Origin of the sequence: Paenibacillus sp. PK4536 (genome assembly GCF_028594455.2) — a bacterium.
GTDB lineage: Bacteria > Bacillota > Bacilli > Paenibacillales > Paenibacillaceae > Saccharibacillus > Saccharibacillus nuruki.
Genome location: NZ_CP126313.1, coordinates 507,544 through 527,216 on the forward strand (window position 1 = coordinate 507,544; position 19,673 = coordinate 527,216).

The following is a 19,673-nucleotide window of genomic DNA, read 5'->3' on the forward strand; positions in this document are numbered from 1 at the left end:
TTTATAATTATTTGACCAATTGTCCGCGGGTTACGCCTAATTGGTTGGTTGCTTTTAGCGTACGCCATACTTGAGTTCCGTTGATTTCACCACGTAATGCTTTGGTGTATAATTCGATGACTTCTATCACTTGCTCTGGCGTTTCTTCCAAGAACTCAATGCGATAACTAGGTATGCCCAAGTTCAAGAAGTCACTTAGATATTCTGCACCTGATTGCTCGATCGCATTATAAACAGTATTCCGACATCCTTCATCTACACGTACAGGATGAGACATCCCAATCCGGTCTTGTAACGAAACACGTTTCTCTTCACAAGGACGACCACAGTTGGTATAGTCTGTTCCTTCACTCAAAAATGTACAGTATACACAATGCTCTGTATGGAACATAGGCATATGTTGATGAATAACCACTTCTAATTGAGAAGTCTTCGTACGACTTAATAAATCAACCATTTGTTGAATATTCAAATCGTATGAAGGAGTAATCCGGTCTACACCTGCTTCTAAGAATAGATCTACTGTTTTGTGATTGGCTACATTCAATGAGAAATCGCCGATCAATTCAGGATGGTTCTCTTCTGGGTGTGTCTGACGACGGCTTAAATAGTAATATAATGCTCCTGTATTACGCACCAATACCGCATCGGGTTGTAAACGCAAAATATTCGCATGATATCCATTTTCACCAGGCATATGAATACGAGGTGTAGCTAAAGCAATTTTTTTGCCAGCTGCACGTACAGCTGCCACAGCTGCTGGAAATTGCTTGATAAATTCAAAGTCTGCATAGATCATTTCGATTCCAGCTTGTAGTGCTGCTTCGACTTGCTCTACACTACGACATAATGCTGTTAATGTAGCAGCCGTTCCTTGTACAGGTGCAGATGCCGCCACAGCATCGCTGTAGACTTCGATATCACGTTGAATATATACCGGAGGCTTCGGACGCTCTCCTGCAAGTTGTTCTACCGCCTGACGACGAATATTGTTAAGCTCACGCATCGGGATAATAATATCGCCATGCAATTGAACTTCTAATTGATCCAATTGGAAAACAGTTCCTCCCAGACGACCGAATTGTTCTTCCAATAATTCAGAAGTCATTGGACGCTTAGCAGCGATCTCCAGTTCCATTTCAGAGTCGACACGTACTGTGACTCCTTTTTGTACATCGGTCCACCATGTTACTAAAGGCTGACCTACATGACCAACAGCTTTGACATGAACAGGGAATACACGGTAAGGCTTCTCGGTATCAAAACTTTGTCTCATCCGTTTATCCAGTGCAGGATCGTTGGTTTTCCAGACTTTATCGCCTACATGTACACGATGCAAATTAACATCGTTACGTCCTGGAACAATATCGACCATCCATGTCTCATCAGCTTCGCCTTCGATTTTTACGCCTTTACGACGTAGATCATAGACGCGTCCACCCTGCTCTTTTTGCGTAGGATCTCCAGCATCAAATACGATACCGTCTCCACGTTTAAGCGGAGCTTCTAAGCGACAGACTACCCCATCACGCAAGACTTGCTCGACACGTCCCATATAAACACCACGGCTTTTCGGGAATGTACCGTCTACTAACTTCTTATTGTTCGTTCCATCTAAGAAACCATGAGTGAATCCACGGGAAAAGCTTTGTTCCAATTCACGAATATCTTCACGTGTAATCGAATCCCGATCGCCTTCAAAATAACGATCAATCGCTTTACGGTATTTGCTAACTACGTTGGCTACATATTCAGGTGTTTTGAGACGGCCTTCAATTTTGAAAGAAGTTACTCCTGCTTCAATCAGTTCAGGCATAATATCGATAGCCGCCAGATCTTTAGGAGAAAGCAAATACGTTACGTCTCCCATGATCTTCTGCGTGCCATCAACCATCAGATCATATGGCAAACGACAAGCTTGTGCACATTCGCCACGGTTTGCTGAACGTCCGCCCCACATTTCAGAAGTTAGACACTGACCGGAGTAAGATACACATAGTGCTCCATGAACAAATACTTCCATCGGTAGACGTGCTTGCTCACCGATTTTTTTGATTTGTTTCAGGTTATTTTCACGTCCTAGAACGACACGTTCGATATCAAATGGCTTCGTAAATTCAACCGCTTCTGGTGATGTAATCGTCATCTGTGTTGAACCATGAATCGGGAAATCCGGTGAAATTTCACGGATCATTTTAACCAATCCCAAATCTTGTACGATAACTGCATCCACACCTGCAACGACGCAAGCGTCAATCAATTCACGCGCATCGGCTAATTCATTTTCAAATACCAGTATATTAAAGGTTAAAAACCCTTTGACTCCATAACTATGCAAAAAAGACATAATCTCAGGCAACTCATCCATCCGGAAATTATTCGCCCGCGCCCGTGCATTGAACTTCTCCACGCCAAAAAAGACTGCGTCTGCCCCATTGGCTACCGCCGCCCGCATGCAGTCCCAGTCACCCGCAGGTGCTAAAAGCTCCACGTCTTCTCTTCGTAACCCTGTATCACTCATGTAGAATTTATATCCTCCTAGATTGCCTTAGTTCTGGCAATACTTTTTTAATAGTTATCATCATCGTTGTTATCAACAGATCATATGATTTAAATTTATTCTAATTCCAGTGTAACAGACCTAAGAGCGTCTATCTACCTTATTGCTTGAATTTTCAATGAAAATCATGATCTTTTTTCACATTTATTCATAAGAAAAAAGCTACCCGTTAAGGTAGCTCTATTCTTACTTGCATATTTTAAGAGGTTAATTGAAAAGAAGCTAAGATTTTAGCTAAATCTGCTTGATGCACAGGTGTATTGTTAGTATTGTTTACTTCATCACCTAAGATATACGTCATTTTCCCTTTGGTAAATATCGTATACGTGCCTGTATATGGATGAGTAGCATCTGGATAATTAGCTGTAAAGGTATAAGCAGGAACACCTGCAAACGTTGTTGGCGTGCCTTCAGATAGCTCTACACCATATACATTATTATCTCCTGAACCCTCAAATGTCGCTTTCCATTGAGTGACTGCTTTTTCCAAAGAACTGGTTGTCTTGGTCGAAATATTGAAAGATCCACCGGTATGAGAGAAATACACATAAGAAGATTCGAAATCATTGTCTGTGCTTGTCCAATGACGAGGAACTTGCACACTGTAATGATTCGCTTCCGATGTATGTGTCGCTACTTTGCTACGATCTTGTGAATAGTAGTCAACAGGTAACGAACCAAAGTTCTCTTCCAGTGTAGGGAAATCAATTTCCAACGAATCGATCATTACCTGGAAATCAGCATCTTTCGATGCTTTATCGGATGGCGTACTGTATTCCATATAATAACGATATCCGTCTTTTTGGAATAAGACTTCATATTCAGTCATCCATGTATCACCAAATGTATATTCTAACTTATTCACAGTCGCAGTCTGTCCTGCAATTTCTTTTTGCTCGCTACCCAAGTTACGGTAAGCATCGCTATTAAAATTGTCTGCAAACCAGCCTTGAATCTTCTGTAACCATTCTGCTAGCGTACTCCCTGCTGGTGCGCTATAAACATTAACAGCGACGTAAGATCCATCTTTTGCAGAAGCATCTACACTGCTCTCACTAGCTTCAAAATCAGCCGGAAGTTCCATATAAACACCATATTCACTAGCTTCTAACGTTTTGCCTGTGCCTGTATCTTCTTCTTTACTAGCAAGATCTTCCATTGCTTTGTCAGCACTATTGAATGACGTTTTGAACGAATTTAATAATGAAGTTACTTTGGCTTTAGTAAAGTCTTTGTAACTGGTAGCTTCTGAATCAGCATACATCACATAATAAACATGTCCATTCCCTGTATACACACGAGTTTGAGACAAAATGCCATCTGAATCTTTAGAAGTAATATAAGCATAGTTGCCTTTACTGCTATTGACTACTTTTTGATCGACGATCATTTCTCCAGCATCTTGAGCAGAAGAAACCAATTCATCTAATAAATCTTGTAGATCACTCTCACTACCTTGACCTACCATAGCGATCTCAGGATCTACAAAAATTTGCAGATAGTATTTAGCTTCATTGTCCATAAATGCTGCATTTTTGCCATCCTGTAAACCAAGGTTCGTCAGATCACTTGGATAGTTTATCGACCATTGATATTTACTACTGCCTATTTTCGTTTTACCGACATGTGTAGATTTATCTGTACCACTATCTGTTGTGGCTGGAGCTACCGTGATAATCATTTGACCAGATACTACTTTGAACTTAGCACCGATACTTTTGGCTACAGAGCGAACAGGAACCATTAAGATACCTGACTTCATCACAGGAGCTGCATCCAATGTAAATGTAGAACCATTGAGATAGGCTTTTTTGCTACCGATTGTCATCGAAAGCGTACGTTTGCCATACATCAACTTGATTGAATCATTTTCTTGCAACTTCACCTGTGCTTTGAATGCACGTGTGAATAGACCTAATTGCACCATCGTGATTCCATTACTTTCGTAAGGTTTGACGATCGTTTGCTTTTGACCATTGATCGTTGCAGATGTACTGCCTTTTTTGATCTTCAATTCCAATAGTGCTGCTGCCGATGCTGTTCCTGTTGTTGCATACACGGTGGTCAACACGAGCACAATAGCCAGTAGACTTGAAGCGGTAATCCGCAACCACTTACTCATTCAAGCTCCTCATTTCTGTATCCAAGCTTGCTGGAAATTCCAACAGCGATGTCTGATCTTTACTTTTTGAATGGTACTATTAGATCTAAAAGTATCTTATTCTTTACTTAATTTCACTTGACGATTCACGATATCACCATTCGATTGCATCACAAGTTTGACCTTTTGTCCGGGTACATAAGATTTGAGAATTTCGTTCAAATCGACAACAGTGTGTACTTTTTTACCATTTACACTGTAGAGAATATCGCCTTTTTTGATCCCTGCTTTGCTAGCAATCGTCGAGTTCACTTTTCCTACAGTCAATGCATCGTCTGTAGGCATACCGCTAAGAGCATCTTCACTTTCTTCAAAATCTAGCCCCAGCGAAGCCCGATGAACTTCTCCGTATTTGAATAACTGTCCAATAATATATTGAACGGTATCTGCTGGGATCGTAAATCCAAGATTGTCTACGCCCAATGCTTCATATTTCATAGTGTTGATCCCGATCACTTTACCATCCATATTCACTAAAGGACCGCCGCTATTTCCCGGATTGATTGCTGCATCCGTTTGAAGCAATTTGTACGAAGCATCAACTGCACGATTAACCCCGCTAATAATTCCGGATGTTGCTGAATTGCGTAGTGAAAGAGACAACGGTGTTCCAATCGCTACTACTTGCTCGCCGACAACAGGTTGTTCTTTACTAGACACAAAAGAAGCAACTTTTAGTGATGTAGCATTGATTTTGATAATGGCTAGATCACTTACCGTATCGCTATAAATTTCTTTAACCAAATACGTTTTGCTATTTCCTTTGGCTTCCGATGTAATAACTTTAGCTCCAGGTTCCATACTATCGATCACATGGGCATTGGTTACAATCCATCCATCTGATGAAATGATAACGCCTGAACCGAAAGCAATACCTGTTCCGCCGGGTTCTTCGTCTCCTGAACCGCCTTCAGCAGCAATCGCTTCCGCACTGGCTGTGCCTACAATACCGACAACAGAAGGAGAGATACGTGCAATAATTTTGGAAATATTACTTGTGGTAGAAGCTGCATACTTAGGAGATGAATATGTATAACTTGAAGCGTCGCTTGTATCCGATGCCCATACCGATGGTTGTGCCGGTAACATCAACACAGAAGTTAATAATACAAGTGCAGGTAATTTGGATCGGAATAATTTCAAATTCATCCAGCCTTTCTATAGTTGCGTATACGTTCCTGTAAAATCATCATGTTGTAGGAACAATAGTCTGATTCCAATGTAGCATATGCACAGGTATGACACAATTGCCATGAAGAACTATCTTTCGGTAATCATTGATAAATATAAGCATATTTGGGCAAAAATAAGCCAGTACATCTGAATGCGTATCCTTATTCAACATGTACTGGCTATGATTACTTTATTTCATTGTTTAAACCTGACTGCTTTCAAGTTCACGACTACGCTGTGTATCTCGTTCCAAAATAGGTTTGAGATAGTGCCCTGTGTATGAATTCTTCACTTTGACTAATTGTTCAGGGCTACCCGATGCCAGAATCGTACCTCCACCGCTACCGCCTTCTGGGCCAAGATCGATCAAATAATCGGCTGTTTTGATTACATCCAGATTATGCTCAATCACCAGTACAGAATCACCAGAATCGACTAGACGATGAAGTACTGTTAATAGACGATCAATATCATCTACATGTAGTCCTGTTGTCGGCTCATCCAAGATGTAGATCGTTTTACCTGTGCTACGACGATGTAATTCAGAAGCCAATTTCACACGTTGCGCTTCACCACCGGATAATGTAGTAGCAGGTTGTCCAAGCTTCACATAACCTAGACCTACATCGAATAGTGTTTGCATTTTACGCTGAATACGAGGAATGTTTTGGAAGAAATCTACGCCATCCTCCACCGTCATTTCAAGCACATCCGAGATACTTTTGTTTTTGTATTTCACTTCAAGTGTCTCACGGTTATAACGTTTTCCTTTGCAGATTTCGCAAGGTACATATACGTCTGGCAAAAAGTGCATTTCGATCTTGATAATACCGTCTCCGCGACAAGCTTCACAGCGTCCACCTTTAACATTAAAGCTAAAGCGACCTTTTTTGTAACCACGTACTTTGGCTTCATTGGTCTGTGCGAATAAATCACGAATATCATCGAATACACCTGTATATGTTGCTGGATTAGAACGTGGTGTACGACCGATAGGTGATTGGTCAATATCAACTACTTTATCCACATGCTCTAGTCCACGGATTTCACGATATTCACCCGGACGAACTCTAGCTTTGTTCAGATCACGAGCTAATGTTTTGTACAGGATTTCATTAACGAGTGTTGATTTACCGGAACCCGATACACCCGTTACAGCTGTAAACAATCCAATAGGGAATTTAACATTTACATTTTTAAGATTGTTTTCTTTGGCTCCACGAATCTCTAACCAACGATCGCTTGCTTCACGGCGCTTCGCAGGAACAGGGATAAATTTGCGTCCACTTAGATATTGACCTGTCAACGAATCAGGATGCGCCATAATCTCAGCAGGTGTTCCTTCTGCGATCACATGCCCACCATGGATTCCTGCACCCGGTCCGATATCAATAATATGATCAGCCGCCATCATTGTGTCTTCATCATGCTCAACTACGATCAATGTATTTCCTAGATCACGCATATGCTCTAACGTATGAATCAGACGATCATTATCCCGTTGATGTAGCCCAATACTAGGCTCATCCAGAATATAAAGTACACCGGTTAGACTAGAACCGATCTGTGTCGCTAAGCGAATACGCTGTGCTTCACCACCGGATAATGTTCCTGCTGCACGTGCCATCGTCAAATATTCTAGACCTACATTAACAAGGAATCCTAGACGACTACCGATTTCTTTCAAAATCAGCCGAGCAATACTTTGTTCTTTTTCACTCAATACTAGATTTTCAAAAAAAGTAGTTGCATCGCCAATAGGCATCGCTGTCACTTCTGAAATATTCACTTGATTAACGGTAACTGCAAGAATTTCTTTTTTGAGACGATTACCTTTACATACCGGACAAGGCTTCGCACTCATAAAGCCTTCGATATATTCACGCATACTATCTGAAGACGTATCTTTATAACGACGTTCCAAATTATGAACAATGCCTTCGAACAGCACTTGAGCTTCTTTTTTCTGTCCAAAGTCACTTTCATAACGGAAGCGAATCTTTTGTTCACCTGATCCTTTTAAAATCAGATTAATCTGCTCTTCTTTTAATTCAGATACAGGTACATCAATCGGAATCTTGTAATGCTCACATACTGATTTTAGAAATTGAGGATAATAGTTCGATAATCCACCACTCCATGCTTGAAAAGCACCTTGATCGATCGTTTTACTTTTATCAGGAATCAGTAAATCTGGATCAACAACCATACGTACACCCAGACCATCGCATTCAGTACAAGCTCCAAACGGGCTGTTAAACGAAAACATACGTGGGGATAACTCTTCCATACTGAATCCACAGATCGGACACGCAAAGTTGGAACTAAAGCGAAGTTCTTCTTTGTCGATAATATCTACCAGCAATTGACCGCCAGACATTTTCAAAGCCATCTCAATCGAATCTGCCAGACGAGTAGCTACATCTTCTTTGACTACAATACGGTCAACCACAACTTCGATGGTATGTTTTTTATTTTTTTCCAATTGAATATCTTCAGATACATCTCTAATCTCGCCATTCACACGAGCACGCACAAATCCTTGCTTAGAGATTTCAGAGAAAATACTTTTGTGTTCACCTTTACGTCCAGAAATGACTGGTGCCAAAATTTGCAGACGGGTACGTTCTGGATATTCCATAATACGGTCAACCATCTGCTCTACCGTTTGCGACGTAATCTCAACTCCATGCACAGGACAATGAGGATGACCTACTCGTGCAAACAAAAGACGTAAATAGTCATAAATCTCCGTTACTGTACCTACTGTAGAACGAGGGTTACGACTTGTTGTTTTCTGATCGATCGAAATTGCAGGAGACAATCCTTCGATTGAATCTACATCCGGCTTCTCCATCTGTCCCAAAAACTGACGAGCATACGCAGATAATGATTCGACATAACGACGTTGACCTTCTGCATAAATCGTATCAAATGCCAGTGAAGATTTCCCTGATCCACTTAACCCTGTTAATACCACAAAGCTATCGCGCGGGATACTAATATCAATATTTTTGAGGTTATGTGCGCGTGCACCTTTGACCTCGATAAATTTGTTTGCCAAATAATCCAACCTCCAAGTCCGGTGCTTCCGGAGTAATTGCTACATTTCTGTATATCCACATCTCTAATTGAGCATGCTATCCATTTAGCAGTAAGCTATGATAAAGGTTGTCAAACATCACTGGAGACAACACAGGATATTTAACAACCTTCATTATTTATCTATTCATAGATGAAGAGTAACAGGTACTCTGTTTTTGTAGAATCTAGATGTTATTCAGCTTTGAGTTCTAGCACAGCATCTCGCAATTCCGCTGCACGCTCAAACTGTAGATTTTTCGCTGCTTCTTTCATTTCCAGTTCAAGACGACTGATCAGTGCTTGACGATCACGTTTGGAAAGTTTCGTTTTACCGATCTCTTCCATATAACTTGCTTTACCTTCAGCCACTTTGGTCGCTTCGATAACATCACGTATTTTTTTACGGATCGTTTGCGGAGTTATACCGTGTTCTTCATTATAAGCGATCTGAATACTACGACGACGCTCGGTTTCTGAAAGAGCTTTCTGCATTGAATCTGTAATGCGATCACCATACATAATGACTCGACCATCCGAGTTACGTGCCGCACGACCAATAGTCTGGATCAATGAACGTTCAGAACGCAGGAATCCTTCTTTGTCCGCATCCAAAATTGCTACCAGAGATACTTCAGGTAAATCAAGTCCTTCTCGTAGCAAGTTAATCCCGACAAGAACATGGAACGTTCCCAGACGAAGATCACGCAAGATCGACATCCGTTCTAACGTCTTGATATCCGAATGCAGATACCTGACTTTGATTCCTATTTCTTTGAGGTAATCGGTAAGGTCTTCCGACATTTTCTTGGTCAATGTCGTTAACAGTACCCGTTCATCTCGCTCAATACGTAAATGAATTTCTCCAATAATATCGTCGATCTGTCCTTTGGTTGGACGAACTTCGATAATAGGATCAAGCAGTCCTGTTGGACGAATAATCTGTTGCGTCATTTCTTGACAATGTTCCAATTCATAAGGACCTGGTGTCGCTGAAACGAACACAATCTGACTAACTTTATCTTCGAACTCTTCGAATTTAAGCGGGCGATTATCCAATGCTGATGGAAGACGGAATCCGTGCTCAACCAGTACACTTTTACGCGCCTGGTCACCATTGTACATCGCTCTAATTTGCGGCAATGTTACATGTGATTCATCGACAACAATCAACATATCATCTGGAAAATAATCCATGAGTGTATAAGGAGTATCTCCACGTTCACGGAAAGTAAGAGGACCGGAATAGTTCTCAATCCCGGAGCAGAAGCCTACTTCTCTCATCATTTCAAGATCATAATTAGTACGTTGCTCTAGACGTTGTGCTTCTAGCAACTTTCCTTGTTCATTTAACACTTTAAGACGTTCTTCTAGTTCACGTTCGATATTTTTAAGCGCTACTTTAAGCGTTTCTTCTTTGGTAACAAAGTGAGATGCCGGGAAAATAGCAATATGTTCGCGTTCACCGACTAATTCGCCTGTCAGTACATCAATTTCAGTAATCCGTTCAATCTCGTCACCGAACAATTCAATACGTACTGCTTGTTCTCCGCGAGAAGCAGGGAAAATCTCAATCACATCACCACGTACACGGAACGTACCGCGTACAAAGTTAATATCATTCCGTTGATACTGAATATCAACTAGACGAGATAAGATCTCATTACGTGACTTCTCCATACCTACACGCAGTGATAATAACAAACCGCCGTAATCTTGAGGTGAACCCAGACCATAGATACAAGATACACTGGCTACAATAATCACATCACGACGTTCAAATAACGAACTGGTCGCTGAGTGACGTAATTTATCGATCTCTTCATTGATACTGGAATCTTTTTCAATATACGTATCTGAAGACGGAATATAGGCTTCCGGTTGATAATAGTCATAATAACTTACAAAATAATCGACAGAATTGTTAGGGAAAAAGTCTCTAAATTCCCCTGCTAATTGCGCCGCTAATGTTTTGTTATGTGCAATAACTAGTGTAGGTCGTTGCACCTTGGCAATCACTTGTGCCATTGTAAATGTTTTACCTGTCCCGGTTGCCCCGAGAAGAGTCTGATACTTTTCTCCTCGTTCTATACCTTTTACCAACTCATCTATCGCTTGAGGCTGATCGCCTTGAGGAGAGAATTCCGACTGTATTTCAAATTTCTTGGAGCTGACAACAATATCATTCATTGCCCTGCATCACCCTATCGTCTAAAATATAATTACACGTGCCCGATAATAACAAAAGAGACCGTTACTCAAAGTGCCGAATACATTATTCTTTACCCAACATGTACGATGGTGGCACACCATGAATTGACGAATCTCATTTTTGGTTAATTATTCTATAATAAGTTGTCTGTAGATCATACCCTCTATAGCACAGCAAAAATATACCGCTATAGGAATGTTTGTTCTTATATTATACTCTTCCTATTGTGTTTATGCAATTGAAACAAGACTGAAATTTTAACTTTTTTTATGTAAATCGTTACATTTACGGTTATTCCCCATACCCAGAACAGGAGATGAACGAATGGATTTAACAACGATTATTGGGATTATTGCAGGACTTGCTGCATTGATTGGGGGCTTTTTATGGGAAGGCGGAGATGCTAGCGGACTGGTTCAAGGTGCTGCTGCATTGATCGTATTTGGAGGAACAGCTGCGGCTGTTGTCATCAGTTTTCCATTAGCACGATTGAAAAAAATTCCACGTGCGATAGCTTTTACTTTTTCATCAGGTGGTACAGATAATGAGCAATTGATTGAAGATATCGTGAATATGTCTACGCATGCACGCCGGGCAGGTGTACTTGCACTGGAACCTCAAGCTTCTTCACATGATAATCCTTTTCTACGAGAAGGGATTCAGCAAGTGGTCGATGGAACAGATCGTGAAGTCATTCAACAGATTCTAGAACTTGAAATGACCAAAACCGAATTAGAACATGAACAATATGCCAAAGTATTTGATTCTGCGGGTGGTTATGCACCTACCATGGGGATTATTGGTACGGTTATGGGTCTGATTCAAGTATTAGGCAGTCTAAGCGAGCCCACAGGATTAGGTGGATCAATTGCTGTTGCTTTTACAGCCACGTTGTATGGTGTAGCCAGCGCCAATCTCATCTTCCTACCGATTGCTTCCAAGATTCGTTCACGTAGTGAACTGGATATTCAGACGATGGAAATGTTATTAGAAGGTGTATTGTCTATCCAAAATGGTGAGAACCCTCAATTGGTTCGTAAAAAGCTAGAAACCTTTTTGCCGGAAAGTAATGGGAATCTTATTCGCGAAGCTAGAACAGGGGAGGAATAACGATGGCACGTTATTCTCGGCGCAGTAAAAAAGGAAATGGGCATAACCATCAAGATCGCTGGCTGATTACTTATGCGGATCTAATTACACTATTACTCATCTTTTTTGTGGTCATGTATTCGGTGAGTCATGTTGATACAGAAAAGTATCAGGTGCTTACGGACTCGTTACAGCTTACTTTTCAAAGCGACAATTCAATTCTAGATGGTGGTAAAGGCATTACCGGAACAGCAGGTAAAAATACGAGTAACGGTGGTTCTACTTCTACCAGTAATCAAGCAGGTAATGCTGGCGGTAAAGATACACAAAGTGGATCTACTACACTAACTAATCGTGAAGAAGCTTTCCGTAAGCAGGAAAGTGAACTAGCCAATCTTATGAGTGTAATCGAAACCTATGTCAAAACGAACAATCTAGGCAATCAAGTTGTGGTTGCTGATAAGCCTCAAGGGATCTCGATTACACTAAGCGATCAATTTTTATTCAATGAAGGACAAGCCAATCTCAAATCACCTTCTTTAGCCACACTGGCGCAATTGTCTAGCCTTTTCCAATCGATTGATACGACGGTCAGCATTGAAGGGCATACCGATAATCTGCCGATTGTAAATGCTTCACGTTATCAGGATAACTGGGAGTTGTCAGGTGCTCGTGCATTGTCTGTTCTGCGCTATTTTATTGATACTAAAGGGTTAGACAAATCGAAGTTTCAATATGCAGGTTATGGAGATACTCGCCCCACCGCAAATAACTCAACCGCTGCGGGTCGTCAAAAAAACCGCCGTGTTGAAATCATCGTGTTACGTCAATTGCAAGATTAATGGGCTGCATATAAAAGTTGAAATACAAAAAACACTCCAGCGTACTTCTCTATCTATAGATGAGAAGCTACACTGGAGTGTTTTTATGTTCTAAAATTTATTTTTTGCTAACATTTAATGATTGTTTATTAGGTATTGGGTACACCTATTATTTAGCAACATACTATTTTATGCGCTTTATGACTTACGCCGAGGACGCTTGGGTAATCCATGCTTTTCAATATACTCGGGAGTCAATTCAATTGGCTCTTCCGGTACTTCCGGTTCGGTCACTTGCTCACCTTCTGGTAATAACAAAGCAGAATGTTCATGATAGCTACTAGGCAACTTCTGTACACGCGGTTTGGTTAACAAATGCCATGCCGATAGTCGCTGAATATCTGGCGAAACCACCGCTTGATCGTCTGGCGCGAATATCATTCCTAACTGATGATGATCTCCTGCATAGATCGCCCGTTGCAGAAATTTACTTTCGCCTTCTACATTTAATACTTCCAATTTACAAAACGCAGGATTGATTCGCAATGCCGCATGAAGAGATTGAGGATCATGGATAAGCTGTCCGTTCACTTTATACATACTTTCACCTGCGGTAATGCCTAGTTCTGCCGCAGGGCTATACGGAATAATATCTAAAATTTTGATTCCACGTAATCCACGAATAAATAATGGGCTCTGCTCTGTTTCTTCTCGTCGACTGAAGTACATCACACATTCACGTAATATCACAGCAATAATGACTGCCGGTATTGCAATCGGTGCCCACCATAATGCTAGGGCTGCAAATACTACCATAATCAGACCACTTTGTACTAACCGCTTCGCTATTCGCTGTGCTTTCGCTTGTGGCAAATGGGTCTGTGTTAATACACTACAACCGATCATTACAGGCAATGCCGTTAGCGATACACCGTCTATCCATGATTGTGCTCCATGAAGAGGTGTCCACGGTACAACGATACTACTTACAGAAGGAATAAATAACCACAGTGGAACAGGCCAGAAAGCTTCCATTGCATATGCACCTACAGGCTTACCACGTTTGCCTTCGATCACTACAGGTGAAGAAAAACGTAGCGCTTGCATACGAAATAATAACGCTTCGATCAATTGCAACAATACCGATATTGCTAATAATCCAGGCAAGTCAATATGACGAATACTCGAAATAAATGACCCTATCACACCGGTCGGTTGCCATGACGGAAATGAAAGTAACACCATATAGATAATCGTAAGTACAGCTAAAGCCATCGTTAAATGAGCGTAACGTAGACGGAATAAGGATAATAGGATCAAAATAATGCCTATACACCAGATTATTTCTGTCTCTATATGTATACCAATAAAAGCCATAACGATCGAGATTAGTAGCCCTGCAATGATTCCAGTAACGACGGTTCGCAACACACGACCTGCATAGACATAAATACGGATATTAAATAATTTACGTTCAAGAATACCTTGTCTTCTATAGTGCAACAATACACCGATTAGAAATATATAGTAAAAAGGCTGCGTTAATAGCGCCCCTAATGCCCCGCCTATCATACGGAGTGCCTCACCCAATACGTTCAACGGTTGCCACTCTCCTTTGCCATCTATCTTTGCTTTACTAAAAGCGTACCATTCATTCGCATATAGACTCAACTCTCTCTATTCTACATAAAAAAAGAAGGCTATAACAGCCTTCTTTTTGGAAATACTTATGAATAAGCGCATTACAGTTTCAAATTACGGGGTCTTCGTGGTAGAAATCTGCTTTTCAACGCCTGCAATCGCTTTGTTGATCTGAACATCGTATTGTGGATCTTGGATATGCTCCACTAATGCTACTTCAAGTGCTGTTGCTGTTTTCTCATCAATCGCACCCGTTACTTTTAGCTTTTGCTTGGTCTGAAATGATTTCACTGCTGTTTCGGTATCACGGTCAAAATAGCCATCTTTACGATCTACCGTGTAACCAAGACCATCTAACATAATTTGAGCACTCTTAATATCACTATTATTCATATCATATTTGAGTGTTTTCTCTTTGTTGATTGGAGTTACTGTAAAGTAATCCGGTGGAGCAATTTTAACATCTGGTTTGATTCCTTTTTTGTGAATCCAATCTCCATTTGGTGTTAACCATTTGGCAATCGTAATTTTAATTAGACTGCCATCGTTAAAGATATTATCCATACTCGTCTGAACGGTACCTTTACCATACGTCGTCTCACCGTATAAAGTCGCACCAGCAGATTGCTTCAAGGCACCTGCTAGAATCTCAGAAGCACTTGCGCTACCACCATTCGTCACTACAGCAATCGGATATTTAACACCTTTACCTTTGGACTTAGTCTCATCACGTTTACCTGCTTTGTCTTCGACCTGTACAATCAATTTGCCATTCGGAACAAATTGTTCAGCCATATCAATTACAACAGATAGAACACCGCCTGGATTGTTACGAACATCAATCACAAGACCTTTCATACCTTCGCCTTCAAGCTTTTTCACTTCAGCATCAAAACGTTCGGCTGTATTCATCGAGAACTGCGTTACAGTGATTACGCCGATTTTGTCATCCGTCATTCTCGAAGTAACCGTCTCTACATCAATATCATCACGTACAATTTTGAAATCTAACGTATTTGAACTACCAGAACGTTTGATTTCAAGAGTAGCTGTTGTGCCTTTTTTACCACGAATCTTGTTAACCGCGTCATTCAAGTCTACGCCCGCTAACGATTCGCCATTAATCGATACAATAATGTCTTTAGGACGTAATCCTGCTTTTTCCGCAGGCGACCCTTTGATTGGAGAAACAATCACTACATTACCATCTTCTTGCGACACTTCTGCACCAATTCCAGTAAATGATCCTGCGATTGATTCGGAAAATTGAGTCGCTGTCTCAGGAGCCATATAACTGGAATAAGGATCACCTAATGCTTCCATCATTCCATTGATCGCACCATCTACTAGCTTGTTGCTATCTACATCTTGATAATAATTACTTTCAATCAATTTGGCAGCTGTACTTAATTTACTTTGCTGTTGGTCGCTTAGACCACCACCGCTAAGGGCTGCGAGCAATCCTTGTCCGTTGACAGCGTTACGAGCGATTCCTGGCAGACTGGTAAAAGCCAGTGTAAGCACGCTACTCAGCACCATCATGGCAATCACAAGTAGTGCTACGGTGCGTTTTCTCATCATGTGTTACCGCCTCTCTGAGCTTAACGCTATTACAGATAACCCATCGGATCGACAGGTGTATTATTCACACGTACTTCAAAGTGACAGTGAGGGCCTGTAGAGTTTCCTGTAGAACCTACTTCTGCAATCTTCTGTCCCTGACTCACTGTAGCCCCTACAGAAACAGCGATACCGCCATCACGAATATGTCCATATAAGGTTTTGATTCCATTTCCATGATCAATAATCACAGTATTACCGTATCCATTTTGCCATTGAGCGACAACGACTGTACCGCCTTGAGCGGCATGAATATCAGTTCCTTGAGGAGCTGCAAAATCGACACCTGTATGCATTTTGTATACCCCTTGAATCGGGTGATTACGATACCCGAATGGAGAAGAAATACGTGCGCCATTTACAGGTAGACCCATACTACCATTACCGCTACCTTGATACCCACCTGTACTTGGTGGTGTATAGCTTCCACCTCCACCGGATGATGGTGGATTGTTCGCTGCTGCTTCTGCTCTGGCTTGAGCTTCAGCTGCTGCACGAGCCGCCGCTGCTGCTCTTTCCTGTGCTTCTAGTGCTGTTTTCTCTTGATACAGAGAAGCACGTTTATCAGCTAGATCCCACAACGCTTGTTCTTGCTCGGATGTGATATCATCTGCATTTTCAATCTGTGTATTGTATTTAGAAATAAGTACTTGTTTTTCGCTTTCTTTGGCATCTAATTCGCCTTTACGCTCTGCTTTTTCAGCATATAGACTTTTCGCTTTTGCATACGAAGCAGTCAATTTTTTTTGCGTTACGATTACGAATTGTTTGTCTTTCTCATGTTGAGCCAAAATGTCCTGATCTTGATCTACAATCATACGTAATGAATCGGCACGTTCTACAAAATCAGAAAAATTGGTTGATGCCATTAACACATCCATATAAGAGATTAATCCATCGGTATACATCATACGTACACGAGTATCAATCATACCTTCACGAGCATGAATACGTTCTTTGGTTTCAGCCAGATCTTTTTTCGCTTGACGCAGACCTGATTCGGTTTGTGAAATATCACTAGAAACGCGAGCCAACTGACTGCTCACTTCATTGATCGCTTGCAATACTTTACCTAGATCTTTTTGTGTTCTAGCTTTCAGTACTTGCGATTTTTTCTTTTGAGCAGCAGCTTTTTTCTTCTGTTGGGCTGCTTCCTGTGCTTTTTTCTCCACAGCATTTAATTGACTTTGGATATCACTAACCGATTTGGCGGCGTGTACGTGTTGTGGTTGTATCACAGAGACTGCCAATAAAATAACAGCCATAACTGATGCGACTTTTTTCAACTTTTTCTCCCCATCCTTTTACCGTTTGTAGGTTTTTGAAACAGTCGTTTTCCGGCGTTCAGCACTTGCATCAAGTATGATTATCGGCAATATTTTGCAGATATCTTAGCTTTTTTTGCATATTTACGAAAATAATTTATTTTATACTTTAAGGAAGCGACGAATCGAGAGTGTACTACCCCATATTCCGATCAATACTCCAAGTCCAAGCAATAGACTGCCTAATAATGGCCAGATCTGCTGTAACGGAATCAAAGTGATCACAGACGCTATTCCAAATGATCGAACAGAAGCGGCTACCAATTGCTGATATCCGATAAATAGAATACCGATTGTTACCAGTGAACCAATACCGCCTAATAGTGCACCTTCAATAAAGAACGGCCAACGGATAAATTGATTGGTGGCTCCAACAAGCTTCATAATACTAATTTCACGACGACGTGCAAGTATAGTGACTCGAATCGTATTGGCAATCAAGAACATCGCCATCAGTCCAAGCGCAGCGACTAAGATCAGACCAATATTACGAATCAATGCAGTAACTTTGAATAACGTCTGTACAGTGTCTCCACCATAACGAACTTTGAGAATAGGTTTCTCAGGATGTTCTGTATTCAGTGCTTCAATCTTCTGAGCGACAAAAGGAACGGTTGTTGGTTCTATCACTTGGATACGTAAAGCATCAGGTAATGGATTGTTATCTTGTGCATATCCTTGTAAAAAGGACTCTCCACCTTCACCCAGACGATCACGTAATTCTTTCAATCCTTGTGCTTTGGGAACAAAAGTGACCGTGCTTACTTCTGTCATTGCACTGATTTCTTGTTGTAGTTCTTGTCGTAACGACTGATCTACATTGAGTTCTAGAAAGACATTAATTTCAACTTCACTGTCTGCCTGATCAGCTAGTTGATTCACATTTAATACTAACAAAATAAATACACCCAAAATAAACAGAGACACAATAATGGAAGTAATGGATGCGATCGACATCCATCCATTGCGGAATACGCTTCTAAAACCTTCCCGCAAGTGTCGCAAGAAGGTATTAAAATTCATAACCGTACTCCCCTCTAATCTGATCTCTGACGATCATGCCGTCTTCAATCGCTAATACACGACGACGCATCGAATTCACAATATCTCTATTATGAGTTGCCATAATAATTGTGGTACCACGGAAATTAATCTCATCTAGCAATTGCATAATGCCATATGACGTCTCAGGATCAAGGTTACCTGTCGGTTCATCCGCAATAATAACAGCTGGATTATTGACGATTGCGCGTGCAATAGCAATCCGCTGTTGCTCACCACCGGACATTTGTTCAGGGTAACGCCCTGCTTTACTTTGAAGTCCTACTAGATCCAATACTTCCATTACTCTTTTTTTCATTAATTTTCTCGGCGTTTCAATAACTTCCATTGCAAAAGCAACATTATCGTACGCTGTTAACTTCGGAAGCAAACGAAAATCTTGAAAAATAACCCCGATATTACGACGTAATAATGGAATCTTACGTTGTTTTAATTTGCCTAAATTGAATCCATTTACTGAAATTTGACCTTTAGTTGGTGTTTCTTCACGATACATTAGCTTCATAAAGGTAGACTTACCCGCACCCGAAGGACCGACCACATATACAAATTCGTTGCGATCAATCTTCACAGAGATACCTTGTAGAGCATGTGCTCCATTGGGATAAGTTTTCCATACGTCCTGCATTTCTATCAAATCATCACTTCCTAATAACAAGATCATTCATCTGTACACTGTTCGTGTGGCAAGATGAAGTCTGAATTCTTTTATTCGGTACTGCTATTCTTCACATTTCAACAACACTAAGTATAGGTAGGTTGGTTCTTATCAAGTAAACCAATATACGATGAGGTACTTTGTACAGAATGTATCAAAACACCATATGTTTGAAAGACTGATTCAATAATCTCTATTGTAACAAATTCGTTACCATTTGAGTACTATAATAACTCGAAAATCACTCAGTAATCAAAAAAGCCTGAAATC

General features: G+C 40.9%; 12 protein-coding genes. 2 read left to right on the plus strand and 10 right to left on the minus strand.

Annotation, left to right across the window (positions count from 1 at the left end; genetic code table 11):
- Positions 1–7 precede the first annotated feature (7 nt).
- From PO903_RS02490 to uvrB, 5 genes are all read right to left on the minus strand, one after another.
- Positions 8–2,521, minus strand: a complete 2,514-nt coding sequence (locus tag PO903_RS02490; protein WP_273592499.1) for a U32 family peptidase — start codon at positions 2,519–2,521, stop codon at positions 8–10.
- A 238-nt stretch (positions 2,522–2,759) separates the two neighbouring features.
- Positions 2,760–4,682, minus strand: a complete 1,923-nt coding sequence (locus PO903_RS02495; protein WP_273592500.1) for a stalk domain-containing protein — start codon at positions 4,680–4,682, stop codon at positions 2,760–2,762.
- Between the two features lie 96 nt (positions 4,683–4,778).
- Positions 4,779–5,864: a S1C family serine protease gene (locus tag PO903_RS02500; RefSeq protein ID WP_241669434.1), complete on the minus strand. Its 1,086-nt coding sequence runs from the start codon at positions 5,862–5,864 to the stop codon at positions 4,779–4,781.
- Positions 5,865–6,096: 232 nt separating this feature from the next.
- Positions 6,097–8,958, minus strand: coding sequence for an excinuclease ABC subunit UvrA (gene uvrA / locus PO903_RS02505; RefSeq protein ID WP_069328507.1), 2,862 nt, complete (start codon positions 8,956–8,958; stop codon positions 6,097–6,099).
- Between the two features lie 212 nt (positions 8,959–9,170).
- Positions 9,171–11,165 carry an excinuclease ABC subunit UvrB gene (gene uvrB, locus PO903_RS02510; RefSeq protein WP_069328508.1) on the minus strand — a complete coding sequence of 665 codons (1,995 nt, stop codon included), beginning with the start codon at positions 11,163–11,165 and terminating at the stop codon, positions 9,171–9,173.
- Between the two features lie 346 nt (positions 11,166–11,511).
- On the opposite strand from uvrB, the gene PO903_RS02515 reads away from it, so the two are divergent.
- Positions 11,512–12,297, plus strand: a complete 786-nt coding sequence (locus PO903_RS02515) for a flagellar motor protein (protein WP_069328509.1) — start codon at positions 11,512–11,514, stop codon at positions 12,295–12,297.
- Positions 12,298–12,299: 2 nt separating this feature from the next.
- Positions 12,300–13,118 carry a flagellar motor protein MotB gene (locus PO903_RS02520; RefSeq protein ID WP_069328510.1) on the plus strand — a complete coding sequence of 273 codons (819 nt, stop codon included), beginning with the start codon at positions 12,300–12,302 and terminating at the stop codon, positions 13,116–13,118.
- Between the two features lie 177 nt (positions 13,119–13,295).
- Here PO903_RS02520 and PO903_RS02525 read toward each other — a convergent pair whose 3' ends face one another.
- The 5 genes from PO903_RS02525 to ftsE all read right to left on the minus strand — a co-directional run bounded on the left by PO903_RS02525 (position 13,296) and on the right by ftsE (position 19,382).
- Complete coding sequence (locus PO903_RS02525; RefSeq protein WP_273592501.1) at positions 13,296–14,696, minus strand: PDZ domain-containing protein; 1,401 nt, start codon at positions 14,694–14,696, stop codon at positions 13,296–13,298.
- A gap of 156 nt (positions 14,697–14,852) precedes the next feature.
- A complete protein-coding gene (locus PO903_RS02530) occupies positions 14,853–16,319 on the minus strand; it encodes a S41 family peptidase (protein WP_273592502.1) in 1,467 nt (488 codons plus the stop codon).
- 29 nt (positions 16,320–16,348) lie between these two features.
- On the minus strand, positions 16,349–17,644 hold the full coding sequence (locus tag PO903_RS02535; RefSeq protein ID WP_069328513.1) for a murein hydrolase activator EnvC family protein: 1,296 nt from the start codon (positions 17,642–17,644) through the stop codon (positions 16,349–16,351).
- A gap of 141 nt (positions 17,645–17,785) precedes the next feature.
- Positions 17,786–18,706 (minus strand): permease-like cell division protein FtsX, encoded by a 921-nt coding sequence (gene ftsX, locus PO903_RS02540; RefSeq protein ID WP_069328514.1) that lies wholly within the window; start codon positions 18,704–18,706, stop codon positions 17,786–17,788.
- A complete protein-coding gene (gene ftsE / locus PO903_RS02545; protein WP_069328515.1) occupies positions 18,696–19,382 on the minus strand; it encodes a cell division ATP-binding protein FtsE in 687 nt (228 codons plus the stop codon). The genes ftsX and ftsE overlap by 11 nt, the downstream gene beginning before the upstream one ends.
- Between the last annotated feature and the right edge of the window lie 291 nt (positions 19,383–19,673).